Source organism: Vibrio gallaecicus, from assembly GCF_024347495.1.
Lineage (GTDB): Bacteria > Pseudomonadota > Gammaproteobacteria > Enterobacterales > Vibrionaceae > Vibrio > Vibrio gallaecicus.
Genome location: NZ_AP025491.1, coordinates 1,324,634 through 1,337,886 on the forward strand (window position 1 = coordinate 1,324,634; position 13,253 = coordinate 1,337,886).

At 41.5% G+C, this 13,253-nt stretch carries 12 protein-coding genes; 7 read left to right on the forward strand and 5 right to left on the reverse strand.

Annotation, left to right across the window (positions count from 1 at the left end):
* Window positions 1-159 precede the first annotated feature (159 nt).
* The 4 genes from OCU78_RS20790 to OCU78_RS20805 form a co-directional block, all read right to left on the reverse strand.
* The gene (locus OCU78_RS20790; RefSeq protein ID WP_137373667.1) at window positions 160-1,113 is read right to left on the reverse strand and encodes a tetratricopeptide repeat protein; all 954 of its coding nucleotides are present in this window, start codon (window positions 1,111-1,113) and stop codon (window positions 160-162) included.
* 77 nt (window positions 1,114-1,190) lie between these two features.
* A complete protein-coding gene (locus OCU78_RS20795) occupies window positions 1,191-1,802 on the reverse strand; it encodes a hypothetical protein (protein WP_137373666.1) in 612 nt (203 codons plus the stop codon).
* Between the two features lie 11 nt (window positions 1,803-1,813).
* Window positions 1,814-3,124 (reverse strand): anaerobic sulfatase maturase, encoded by a 1,311-nt coding sequence (locus OCU78_RS20800; protein WP_373367627.1) that lies wholly within the window; start codon window positions 3,122-3,124, stop codon window positions 1,814-1,816.
* Window positions 3,125-3,387: 263 nt separating this feature from the next.
* Window positions 3,388-4,968: an arylsulfatase gene (locus tag OCU78_RS20805; protein WP_137373664.1), complete on the reverse strand. Its 1,581-nt coding sequence runs from the start codon at window positions 4,966-4,968 to the stop codon at window positions 3,388-3,390.
* Window positions 4,969-5,185: 217 nt separating this feature from the next.
* Here OCU78_RS20805 and OCU78_RS20810 point away from each other — a divergent pair, with 217 nt between their 5' ends.
* The 4 genes from OCU78_RS20810 (at window position 5,186) to OCU78_RS20825 (ending at window position 9,320) form a co-directional block, all read left to right on the forward strand.
* Window positions 5,186-5,965, forward strand: a complete 780-nt coding sequence (locus tag OCU78_RS20810) for a response regulator transcription factor (protein ID WP_137373663.1) — start codon at window positions 5,186-5,188, stop codon at window positions 5,963-5,965.
* A gap of 414 nt (window positions 5,966-6,379) precedes the next feature.
* On the forward strand, window positions 6,380-6,703 hold the full coding sequence (locus OCU78_RS20815; RefSeq protein ID WP_137373662.1) for an MFS transporter: 324 nt from the start codon (window positions 6,380-6,382) through the stop codon (window positions 6,701-6,703).
* A 2-nt stretch (window positions 6,704-6,705) separates the two neighbouring features.
* On the forward strand, window positions 6,706-7,929 hold the full coding sequence (locus OCU78_RS20820; protein ID WP_137373661.1) for an HlyD family secretion protein: 1,224 nt from the start codon (window positions 6,706-6,708) through the stop codon (window positions 7,927-7,929).
* A gap of 200 nt (window positions 7,930-8,129) precedes the next feature.
* The gene (locus tag OCU78_RS20825) at window positions 8,130-9,320 is read left to right on the forward strand and encodes an OmpP1/FadL family transporter (RefSeq protein ID WP_137373660.1); all 1,191 of its coding nucleotides are present in this window, start codon (window positions 8,130-8,132) and stop codon (window positions 9,318-9,320) included.
* Between the two features lie 110 nt (window positions 9,321-9,430).
* Here OCU78_RS20825 and OCU78_RS20830 read toward each other — a convergent pair whose 3' ends face one another.
* Window positions 9,431-10,219: a hypothetical protein gene (locus OCU78_RS20830; protein WP_137373659.1), complete on the reverse strand. Its 789-nt coding sequence runs from the start codon at window positions 10,217-10,219 to the stop codon at window positions 9,431-9,433.
* A 147-nt stretch (window positions 10,220-10,366) separates the two neighbouring features.
* Between OCU78_RS20830 and OCU78_RS20835 the strand changes: the two genes are divergently transcribed.
* From OCU78_RS20835 to OCU78_RS20845, 3 genes are all read left to right on the forward strand, one after another.
* Window positions 10,367-11,320 carry a LysR family transcriptional regulator gene (locus OCU78_RS20835; RefSeq protein ID WP_137373658.1) on the forward strand — a complete coding sequence of 318 codons (954 nt, stop codon included), beginning with the start codon at window positions 10,367-10,369 and terminating at the stop codon, window positions 11,318-11,320.
* Between the two features lie 129 nt (window positions 11,321-11,449).
* Entirely contained in the window at window positions 11,450-12,118 is a 669-nt protein-coding gene (locus tag OCU78_RS20840; RefSeq protein ID WP_137373657.1) for an OmpA family protein, read from the forward strand.
* Between the two features lie 523 nt (window positions 12,119-12,641).
* Entirely contained in the window at window positions 12,642-13,142 is a 501-nt protein-coding gene (locus OCU78_RS20845; RefSeq protein ID WP_137373656.1) for a prepilin-type N-terminal cleavage/methylation domain-containing protein, read from the forward strand.
* The last annotated feature ends 111 nt before the right edge of the window (window positions 13,143-13,253 follow it).

Consider the following 13,253-nt stretch of genomic DNA (forward strand, 5'->3'; position numbering starts at 1 on the left):
ATTAGAAATATTCACAAAGGATTGGATATGGCTACTGCTGCTATGTTTTTACTGCTATATGTTATTAGCTGCATATTTTTTAACTGAATAGTGTTAAATACTTCATTTAATTCACTGCTCTGATTTTTATTAATAACTTAGGTTTTAACTACTCTGTGTTCAGTAGCGTTTTTTAAGTTCGGTGACCACACTTTCAGGCGCAACCCGTTTTAACGAATCCAGGCAAGGCTTAGCGTTCTGCTTCGACTCCAATAGCGCATCGCATAATGCATAGAGGTACACAGGTTCTTGGTTTAGTTGATACGCTTTACCGAACAGTCTCGCTGCTTGATGGACATCAGAATCCCGAACGGTAGAGGCATATACATAAGCATATTTGGAGTTCGCGGGAGCGAGAGCCACAGCTTGGCTAAGTGACTGTTTTGATTTCATCAAATCACCAGACCGATGATAGCTTAACCCTAAGCTGTATTGTAAATACGCATCCTTAGGGTACTTGCCTGCTGCTTTTTCTAGCACTTCTCTTGATTGAGCCGTTTTACCAATATCACGTAAATACCCAGCATGGAGTACCGCAATTCTTGGATCATCATAAAGGGTATACATACGTTCATATTGCTCTTCAATGAGCGCTTCTTTTCGTTGAATTCGATAGAACCAAGTTTTCTTTAGATCACCCTCTAACGTTAATGGCAGTTTTTCCAGGTACTTCCCTACATACTTGTCTAAATATTCTTGATGCGAAGGAGACAATATTTGCCAGATTTGGATCAGTACTTGTACGGCTTCTTCACTAACATCTTGATTATTGTCATTCAACATCGGAGATATTACATCCCACTTTGCTCGACCTTCCCACTGTTTAGCCGCCTGAATGGCAGCTAAACGCATTTCTGTATGTTCCGAACGTGAGGCTCTTGCAACTGCAATAATGGCATTAGGACCGTAATACATACCTAAATTACTTGTTGCCTCAACTCTCAATTCCATACTCAACAATTCATTCTGAGAATATTCAGCTAGGAGTGACTCTTCCCTTTCTACAGGCGGAACAGGAAAATCTGCAGGCTGTACTGCACTTGCACCAACATAAAATGGGCATAAAAAAGACATGATGCAAACGAACCACAACTTAAGTGTCATTTTGCTTAATTCAAGCTGGTTTAGTTTTAATTTTATGCAGCGATAACTCATGCGCTTTCCTGTTCGTTCAATAACCGTTGAGACAGTTCTTCTGCTCGAACTAGCAGGGCATGTAGTAAATAGATATCGCGTGTTTTTTGCATTCTGTTCGCACTTAACCAATGGTTCAATGCTGTTAAAGTATCTTCGTAGCTCACATCTTCTCCTGAGCGGCTATTTAGATACCCTAAGCTCTGCAATGAAACCACTAGTTCAGGGGAGTTTACCTCAGGCATAAGCAGGTATTTGAACTCATCTTTATATACCATTTGAAGTACTGCATGATTGGCTTTGGCAATCTCATACTGAGTGCGTTTAGCGGTATAAGAATCACCGCAATCAGGATGATTAGGTTGTTTTTGACACCGGTTGAATAGACGAGCAAATTCTGTATAGCGAGTACTCTTTGTTTCGAATGCCAATGAAATAATCGCGTTCACTTGTTCCTCATTATACAAACCATCTAAATCACTATTAGCTGATTGGTTTACTTTGTATTTATCACTCTCAGATTTTTGCTCGACCTGCTGTTCTGTTTTTATTGTTGTCTCTGCTATCGAAGTACCGACAAAAGACATAACGAGAGATGCGATCAATATTCTTGATATAATCAATTTCATTTTTTCACCCTCTATTTAAATTTAATTCTCATCGCGTCTGCATTAATACCCTTGTTCACTGGGTACCCCATGGTCGATACAACCATTGATATATAAGGATCAATATGTGAAAAGAACTGTTTCCAGCCTGCACACAAATAGTTCAGCCCTGTTTCACCATCGAGGGTTTTGATAAAGCGATTTTTCGGGCACTCACCAAAACAAGCAAACTGATAAGTACACTCTCGGCATTGTTTAGGTAACGTTGACTCTTTTGCTCGACCAAATTCTTCTTGGCCTTTTGAAAATTGCAGGTCTTCAAGCTTGGCATCATTGATGTTGCCGAGCTTGTATTCTGGGTAAACATAGTGGTCACACGCGAATACATCACCGTTGTGCTCAATAGCTAATCCTTTGCCACACATAGGAGCCAGTGTACAAAGCGGGTTAACTCGGCCCATCCAAGTTTCAACACAAGATTCAAAATACGGAACATTCACTTTGCCGATGTCATTTTCCAACCACTCATCAAAAATGGTGCACAGGAAATCTCCCCATTGATGAGCAGAAACACACCAAGACTCTACAATTGAGTTCGGGTGGCTAGGCTCAGTTTCAGGCATGCCTTGAAAAAGAATCTCTTCTTCAGACCATTTCTGTGGCGCTGTCTCTCGGAATGATTTCGGTTCGACGATAGGGATGAATTGCATCTGTGGCGAACGAATCTCATCGCGTAAAAAGCGGTAGACTTCGAGTGGGTTTGAACCAGTGAGGTTGTTTACACAAGTCAGCGTTGCAAAATTCACGTTGTGTTTATGAAGAAACGCAACACCTTTCATAGTTTGCTTAAAAGTGCCTCGTCCCGAGCGGTTGGTGCGATAAGCGTTGTGGATCATTTCAGGTCCATCAATGCTTAAGCCGACCATAAAATTGTTTTTACTTAAGAACTTGCCCCAATCATCATTAAGTAACGTCCCGTTAGTCTGCAGGTTGTTCTCAATTTTCACGCCTTTCGGGCAATATTTTTTTTGCAGGCGAACTACGTCACGAAAGAAATTAACACCTAGTAACGTCGGTTCTCCGCCTTGCCAATGGAAAACAATCTCAGGAAAATTTTGCTGCTCAATATAGGTCTTGATGTAGGTGTCGAGCATCTCTTCGCTCATTTGAGTCGCGCAACCACGCTCATGGCCTAGCAACTCTTCTTTACTTAGGTAGTAACAGTAAGTGCAATCAATATTACATGCTGACCCAATGGGCTTAGTCATAATATTCATACGTTTCGCGGGTGCTGCTTTTGGCAACATAATGGTGTTGTGTTGAGCTGATTGGGTCATTGTTATTCCTCTTCTCGTTCACTCACATTCACTGTGCGATTACTTCCCTAAGATGGAAACCGATAACGGTTATCTATGACCATTATTCAACAACACTTGTCAGCCGTAATCAGTAGTATTACTGATTCTGTTTTATGGCTTCTTCAACAAACAAGCGAAAACAAAAAGAGCGATCACAAGGATCGCTCTTTTAAGTGGTTCGTCAGCTTTTCAGCGGGGGCTGATTTGACTCGCCAGTTAACTCAATAATATGGATTTGTTACTCAGTACTATTGGTATTGAGCACGCTGCCAAATACTCATCTTCTCAACAATTTTGTCGATAGAGAACGAACCAGGAACTTGGCGTGGCGGGAACTCTTGGAATGTTTTCAAGAATTGGAATGTGTAAGCTGCGCCCAAGTACATGTATGGAACATGCTCAACACGCCATTGAGAGTAACCAATGCCATCTTTATGCGCATTTTCATACGGGTCTTGACGCAGGTTAAAGATGTACGGGAAACGCAGTTCTTCGAACTGACACTGCCAAGTTTCAATGCCGTGACATTGGTTTGCCGTAAACATCACTTTAAAGTCGCCCATACGAACGGCTGAAATATGACCGTCATCAGCCGCATAAACGAAGCCCTTACGAGGCCAATCAGCAGAGTTGTCTGCCGTTGTATTATTGCCTTTCTTAAGTGCTGGCATTAAGTCAAAGCCATCTAGATGAACTTTGTACTCTTTACCATTAAGCTCTTTGCCTTTCTTCAGGTCAGCGACAATGTTTTTCTCGCCAGCGGCACCTAAGAATGTTGGAGCCCAGTCATTGTGCGCCGCAATTTCGTTTGCAACAGAGCCTGCTGGGATCTTGTTCGGCCAACGCATCATTGCTGGTACACGGAAGCCGCCTTCCCACGTTGAGTTCTTCTCACCGTAGTAACGCGATGTTGCGCCATCTGGCCAAGACCATTTCTCTGCACCATTATCGGTCGTGTACGAAACAATGGTGTTATCAGCAATCTTCAGTTCGTCCAGCTTATCAAGTAATTGACCGACCATGTTGTCGTGCTCAACTAGACCATCACCGTAAAGACCACCACGTTGTGACAAACCTTTTGATTCTTCTTTTAGATGAGTCCAAACATGCATACGCGTTGAGTTAAACCAAACGAAGAATGGCTTTTTCTCTTTATGAGCACGGTCAATAAAGTCTAAAGCGCCTTCTAGGAATTCTTCATCCACCGTTTCCATACGTTTAATCGTTAGAGCACCTGTATCTTCGATACGGCCATCAGCGTATGAATGGATAACGCCACGCGGCCCAAATTTTTTCTTAAAGCCAGGCGCTTGTGGGTAATCCGGATGCTCTGGTTCTTCTTCAGCGTTCAGGTGGTAAAGGCTACCCATGAACTCATCAAAACCATTAGCGGTTGGTAGATGCTCATCACGGTCACCGAGGTGGTTCTTACCGAACTGACCTGTCATGTAACCTTTAGCCTTGAGCATGGTTGCAATGGTTGGGTCCTCTTGACGAATACCTTCAGCAGCGCCTGGCATGCCTACTTTTGTCAAACCAGTACGCATTGGATGCTGACCAGTAATGAATGCACTACGACCAGCAGTACAAGAGTTTTCTCCGTAAAAGTCAGTAAATAGCACGCCTTCGTTCGCGATACGATCGATATTCGGAGTCCAGTGACCCGCTTGGCCTCGTGTGTACGCCGAAATATTATCGATGCCAATATCATCGCCCCAAATGGCTAGGATATTAGGGCGGCTTGTATCCGTCGTCGCGTAACTCGCCATTGCAGTCGATGCTAGTACAGCACCTATCGCAAGTTGTAGGAAGGTTTTCTTTTTGAACATAGCTCAAGACCTTTTGTAATTTTAAAAGTAATTTCTTTCCGGGAGCTATTATTTAAGAAACGTAAAACGTGGTAATCAGTAGTATTACTGATTTGAATAATAATGGGATACCTAAGCGAGTAATAATCACCCGTTATTTAGGCAAAAAATTGACTTATAACCCAATAAAAAGCTAGCTTATACATAGAATTATTGTTGATAAGGTTGACTGTATAAGATGAGAAATACCACTGAAATGTCTTTTGAAGATTTGGTAACACAGCAGTCCGACGCCTTAATTGGATCGCCGCCTAAAGACTTTGATGAAACTTGGCAAAGAATTGCTCACACAGTTTTAGATTGGTTCGAAATAGACAGAGTTACACTGTTTCCCAACTCAATGATTATGCTGAACGACGGTAAAACCGTCACTATCTCTCGTGACAACATTCCTAAGCTCAACCCACAAAGCTTTATCAGCGGTAATTATTTAGATTACTTGAAACAGCTCAGAACCAAGAAACGTTGGCTCACTTTTGACGAACATGACATGAGCAATCATAAAATCTCGGTAATCACTACCTTGTATCAAGAAGGTGGACGATGGCATGGCATTATTCCACTGAAGCTATTTGGGCAAGATTGGGGGGCTTTATCATTCTCTAGGTTCCACAGCAATGTAGAACCTCTCTCCGACCAAGATATGAAACGCCTCAAGCTTATTTGCGACATTTGGCTCTGCTATTGGCAACACTCAACAATGGCTAGAAATTTAAAACAAGATCAGCCTACTAATGCAAATGAAGGTGAAAAGCTTCTTTTGTTATCGCCCAAACAGTGCTCGGTTCTAACTCTACTTGCTCAAGGTTTTACGGCAAAACAATGCGCAGAAAAGCTCTTTTTAAGCCCTCGAACCATCGAATCGCACAAGTACCGCATGATCGACATCCTCGAGCTTGAAAACAATACCGAGCTTATCCAATTTGCATTGCGCAATGGTCTTGGTATTGATCAATAGCCCTCTCATATACACAAATATCACTCCTGCTTTGTCCAACTAACACAAACCACTACAGTAGTGGTTTGTATTATTGCAGTAATACTACAGCTTACAAAATCAAGACCATAAATTAATTTAAAGCATCAAGTAAACCTGCTTCACTTAAAGCATTGTCACCTAAACCAATATCGTTTGAAGCAATGCCATCTAAAACAATAAAACCGAAACCAACTTGAAACGCACTTGTCCATAAATAAGTAGTAGCCTCGACCTTCTTTGGCTCATCCAGATCATGCTTTTATTATTCTTCCAGAGTTATCCGTATTTTTACTGATTCCCTCATCCCACTCTCCCCGTAACATTTCGATACATGTCCACTATCAGTGGATTCTCTCTAGCTCAATTTTTTAATTACCCCTTTTAGGAAGCTTTATGAGTTTAATTAGCATGCCGTTTGTTGAAACAGGATTCGACACAGGCTTACACGTTGTCGCAGGGATTGTGCTCATTGGTACCGTAATTGGTGCTTTGTATGCATTTTGGAAGTTTCATGAACTGCCTATTCACCATGCAGATAAAAAGAAACACGGTCAGTTAGGGCTCGTTACTATTTTGACTTGGATTGGTTTTATCTGGCATTGGGTATGGGTAATTGCGGTCATTATTGCTTTTGTCGATGCAGAACAAAGTATTCGCCGTGTCCGCCATATTTGGCATGACGCTTCACCAATTAAAGCGGAAAGCACTGGAGAATAAAAATGTTAGAAGGTTTGGCTATTTGGGCTTTATTTATATATCTACTTAGATTGATTGGTGTGCCTTGGGGAACTCCTTTTAAAACGTTCGCTTATGGCGGCGGAAGCATTTGGCTGCTTTTTGTTTGGGTTGGCTTAATTACATGGGCACCGATGGATCTGTCCGGTGGCTCCGTTGTTCAATCACCTCATATTCAATTACGCCCGGGGTCTACTCGCGTTACAGGGAATATTGAACATCTGTATATATCCCCTAACCAAGAGATCAAAAGCGGTGAGCTGATCTATGACATTGTTAATGACTCATATGAAATTGCGGTTGAGAAAGCTGAATCTCAAGTATCTATCGCACAAACTGCTTATCAACTGGCTGTGCAAGACACCAATATCGCTAATACAAATTTCCGCTCATCTCTTGAAGATATAAAAATCATCAAGAACCAAATATCCGCTGCTAATCAAGACCTCACATTAAAGGTACGTACTTTAAAGCGCTATGTAGACCAAAACACTAAGGTCAAAAATACGGTTACTGAGAGTAATCTTGATCAACAAAGAACCATTGTAGAAGTCGCTCACAGCCAAGTTTTTATCTTAGAGTCGCAGTATGACAAAGCTTTAATCACGGCCGAAAAAAATAAAAACCTAATGGAAAAATCTAAACTGACAGTGATCAGCAAAGAAGCGGATTACCAAAATAAACAAGCTTCTTTAGCTCAAGCTAAGTGGGACCTGTCACAAACCAAGATTTATGCACCAACCGATGGATATGTCACCAACTTTATGGCTCGTGAAGGTCAGTTTGTTGGGGCAATGCCTCGCTTGAAAATGTACAGCAATGAAAAATTCGTATTGATGCGAATTAACCATCAAGCATTTCGAAACATCAAAGTGGGACAGGAAGCTGAATTCGCGACTGCTATTTACCCGGGCAAGATCTTCAATGCTGAAGTAGAAGGTATTGTCGAAGCAACCGGTGAGTCACAAGGTTCATTACTCGCAAGAGAAACTAATGTACGAGCGACAACGGGTAAGAATGTAATGAACAAACACCATTTTGTTCGACTGCGTATATCAGAACCAGAAGGCTACGACATTCCTGTTGGAGCGGTCGGTCTTGCTTGGGTCAATGCAGAAAAGCCAATTCCTTTCCTTAATTTCTTGAATGTTATTCGCGGCATCATCATCCGAATGAAAGCTCAGATTTACTTCTTATATAGCATGTAGGTATGCCATGAACACTTTTCACAAACTATGCGACTTTATTGATGTATCCCACAGAAGAAAAAGTCAGGCAGTACTCTTCATCGTATTTCTATGCCTGCTTAGTACTCACCTATAGCGGCACTTTTATCCAATAAAATTTCCTACTATTCACGCTCCCAAAGGAGCGTGTTGGGCTTAATTCAAACCTAAGTGATACAAATATGAAAAAACTAATTTTACCGCTGCTCATCTGCTCATCATTTGCTAATGCAAGTGGACTACTGTTGCAAGAAGCTGTCACTGCTAATGCAGGAACTGCAGGAGCTGGAGACGGGGTATACACCGGAACTGCAACGGCTAGTTGGACAAACCCTGCAACAATGAGCCACATGGGTGAGAGCAAGACGACGGTTAATATCATGGCACTTTATCTGCAGATGGATTATACCGACTATCAAGCCGATACGAGCGTTATTAATACGCCAGATGGAAATGCGAGTGCCAATACCCTGATGCCATCTATCGGTATATTTCATGTTCAGCAAGTCAGCGAAAAAACACATGTAGGTGTTAATTTTGGTGCGGTTGGTGGGTCATCTATTGAATATGGTGACAACTGGGATGGCGCAAATCACCTAGACAAAGCTTTTATGTCGGCGTTACAACTCAACCCAAATATCAGCTACCAGTTAGATGATAACTGGTCTGTTGCTGCTGGCGTGCAAGTCAACTATGGCATGATCGAAGTAAGTACGACAGGTTTCCAATCAGACATGGGGACAGATTGGGCATTTGGCTATAACTTCGGCGCAATGTATAAAGCTCAAAAATGGTCACTTGGTCTAAGCTACCGTTCGAAGTTGGCACACGATTTTGATGATATTTCAGCCGATCTATCCAATGGCAGTAGCGCTGTGGTTGGCACTGAGCTTGTGGTTCCAGCCATTATTGATTTAAGTGTTAGCTATGATCTTAATACTGATCTCACGTTGCTCTCATCTGTACAATTCCACCAGTGGAGTGAATTTTCAGACACTCCGGTTTACAACGACACACTCAACTCACAACCTAATCTACCTCAGTCAATCGACCGAGATTGGGATGACGTTTGGAAGTTTTCAGTAGGTGCCGATTATCAAGTTAACTCCGACTGGGCTCTAAAAGCTGGTTTCTCTTACGAAACATCACCTCAAGACGATCCAACCAAACAGTGGGTCGATTTACCAGTGGGTGAACAGTACCGTTACTCGATGGGTGCAAGTACTCATTGGGGCACCACTCGTATCGATATTTTCTATGAATATGCTGATTTCGGCACGATGGAAATCGATCGCACAGAAAAAGCCTATACACAAATATACGGAAACTTCGAAGGCAGCATTCACTTTATTGGAATCAACGCCACCTATTAATAAATATATCTTTTTTAAGTGCAGCCCCCGTATAAGCATATTTGTATCACTTTGCTTTAGGTTTTATCGCATCCGTGCAATGAAGACCATTGGGGGCTAGAAGTTAAAAGCTAGAAGCGGTAATCAATACCTACAGATGCGGTCACTTCTTCAGAATTAATGTCGCCCGCTGTCGTGTTTTTGATTTCAATGACGTCGTATTTGAACTCAAACATAATATTTATGTCTTTGTCTGCCACTTTGGTTTTAATTCCTTGAAGCCACATCAGGTTTGCAACGTTCATGTCGACACCACCATACGAAGAGCCAAGGTTTACATTAAACACTGAAAAATGTGTGTCGTTCCATGGGTGCAATGCATACAGATTAACTGATCCTAAGTGTGCATCTTTACCCCCTAAAGCCTGAGTAACTTGATTCGACGTAATTGAAGGAATTGGAGAGCCAGGCATACCGTTAGCTAAGTTGGCAATGTCATCAGTTTTAAAGTCTACATAGGTGTAATTCAATGACGGAAAAAATAAAGTACCATCATCGCTGGAAAGAGGAAGCATGTAACCGGTTGTGTACATACCAGCTGCTTCATCTAAATGATAAACATCAACATAAACACCACCAAACCGGTCGAAATGAGCAGCTCGAAGCCTTGCATTGTGTGACTGTGTGTAATATTCAGCAAACCCTACAGTTTGTGAAATATCACTGGTTAATCCACCAGCACCGCCACCAGCTAGAAGCTTGAGTTCACCTTGTTCATCTGAGAAAACAGCGGCTCTTGCTGAGCTATTCCTTGGATCTGCATCGTGATACTGCTGCTCGTTGTCACTGGCAAATGAAGCTGACGAAACAACCGTTGATGCCATAATCACTGCCGCTGTAATGATATTAAGTCTATTCATTGGAAACCTTAAGAGATGTTCTAAAAACCGATGAGAAGAACTTTAAATAAACTCAGTTTTAGACACTACTTATTTGAATTATTAGCAATGCTAATTCACCAAACCTAGCATTCTCAGTTTCACTAATTTCCTTTAGTTGGTATTTACATGTACAGAAAATATAACGAACAGTTAAATTTAAATTACCTTCGAATTTTTAATGCCATTTATATTTATAGAAGCACTAAAAAAGCAGCTCAAGCTCTTGGAATAACTCAATCAGCGGTAAGTCAGACATTGGCTAAATTACGGGAGTTCACAAACGACAGGCTATTCTATATGTCGGGGAATGAATTAATTTCAACTCACAGGGCAGATGAAATAGGAACCGATCTCAATGAGCATATTGAAATTTTAGATAACCGCCTTTCATCACACCTATTCTCAGACCCTCATCAATTCGACGGAGAGCTGACAATCGCAGTATCAAGTGTATTTCTTGAAGCTATTGCAACGGAACTCACCAGCTCGGTAGTCTTTGATTTGTTCCCTAATGCAAAACTCAATATCACGACTTGGAGCGACAAAACATTTGAGGCAATGCAAAATGGAGAAGTTCACATTGGCCTTAACTTTTATCCAATTGAAGCGCCAAAATCAATCCGCTCAGTCCCGCTAACCAGAAGTGAGCCGGTCATCATAGCGAGAAAAGATCATCCTTGGAGCCTATCTAACCTCAAAAAAGAACAGTTCGGCTCTTACCCTACGGGCGGCATTCTCGTACCTGGGCTCACCGATTTTAATGCGATCCTAGAAAAACAGCACCCCAAATTATTCAACTTTAAATATCGTTCAGCAAGTATGTCTGTCTTAAGTATTCTTGCTGAACATTCGGATATTTTGGCGATAACTGAAACACTTGCCGCATCTATGTGTAGCGAGTCGCTACAATGTTTCCGACCAGAATGGTTAAATGAATTACTGCCTAAACAAATCAGCCACGCCGTATATTACCTTGAGCGAAACCACTCTCACCCACTTTATCAATACGCAAGTGAAGTAGTAAAAAAATCCCTTCAGCAAAAACTTAATGAACTGTCTACGAAGGTCATTGATTGCTAAAAAATACCGTATTTATACTGATGTAGGGTGCTGTTATTCCTATTAATATTCTCAATATAGATTTTTCTGGCTTTATTTATGACTCCTTTACAAGGTTTTGTCATCGCCCCTACTCTAAGACGATAATTAATGAAAAAATTGATTCTAGCCGTTTGTTTAACAAGCCTACTTACGGGTTGCCAAACAACACAAAGACAAAACGCAACCACAGGTGAAATGGAAACCAATTCTGCGACTAAAGGCGTAATGGTAGGTGTGTTAGCTGGAGCTGCCATTGGAGCAGCAACTGGCGATAGCTCTAGTGAACGTAAGAAACGAGCGCTCCGAGGTGCTGCTGCTGGTGGTCTTATTGGCGGTAGCGCAGGTTATTACATGGACAAGCAAGAAGAAGCACTGAGAAATCAGTTAGTTCACTCAGGCGTTCAAGTGAAACGGGTGAGTGAAAATGAACTTCAACTCATAATGGAAAATGGGATCGGGTTTGACTCAGGCTCCTATTACCTATCTTCAGACATCTATTCAACTTTAAATAGTGTGGCACTGATTCTTGGGGAATACCCTGAAACTCAGTTAGATATCAAAGGACATACAGACAGTTCAGGTAGTGATGCAACAAATCAAAAACTATCCGAGCAGCGTGCGCGTTCTGTTGGCGAATACTTAGTAAATCAAAAAGTGGCTTCAGGGCGAGTAGCCACTCAAGGGTTTGGGGAGAGATACCCGATTTGTGATAACAATACTCAGCAAGGTCGTGCATGTAACCGACGTGTTGAAATCAATATTCTATCACTACAGTAATTCTATTTTTTTGAGATGAGTTCTGTGTTTTTTAACCGTTTTCTAAAGCCATTCCTGCTTATTGGGGGGCGTCACTATGTACGCTGGCATCTATGCACTCAACCCAGAAACAGCACACCTCAACGCAAGTTTTATCCCCCTTTGCAATTACTGACATTACCATCGTGACTTACACATTGAGGGACTGGTATGAGAATTACAAACAACGTTCAGTATCGGAAAATTGACTATTTCTCATACCATTTTTCATAAGTGGAATGCTTATTTTAAAGAGCTTACACAGCCTTACAAAGCTAAGTTCTTTAAGTATTAGTTTCAAATCATTGATAAATATAAATAATAAGTTACAAACACTTAACCTTCATCATCTCACGAGGCATTCATACCTACTGAATGTCTCGCCTTTGTTTTATTCTTCCTCCCGCATCACTTTTCAAAAAATTGAACTATGGGCGTCCACGAACTTAGTTTTGATGCCTGCTTATTTTGATGATCACTTAGCATAAACTCGCCGGCGATTAACATGCGATTAAAACAACCTAGTAAATTCAGACATCAACGCGGGTTTACCCTCATCGAACTTATTGCTTGCCTTATTATTTTGGCAATAGTCTCCGCCGTAGCTACGGTAAAAATCAGAAACCTTCAAAGTGATGCACGTATCAGTAAAATACGCGGGATTGCCGGCAACCTGCGTACAGGCATCGATATGATTTACGCAAGGTCTGTTATCGAAGCTGTTGAAAATGAATGCAATGTTGAGGAGGGTAAAAAAACGGAAGTCGAAGGTTTTTTTGTCTGCCATGGCTACCCTATTGCCTACATTGATTCGGTTGTTCGCCTAATGAACATCGACAATAAAGAAACCTTGTACGTCCGAAACAAAACCATTGATGGGCACCGTGTCGCCTCTATTTCCTTCAGTGGTACTCCTTATACATACGAGCCACAGGGCGATTTTTGCCAAGTCCTTTATCAGCCAGAAAAACAGCCCCAAGTCGTGACCCTGCTTGATGCATGCTAAACATTATTCTCACTGGCTTCTGATCCTTTCTGTAAGCATTCCTACTTTTAAGTCATAAAACACTTGAAATATTCTGTATAAAGCATACCGTTATAGTCATGTATAACACCA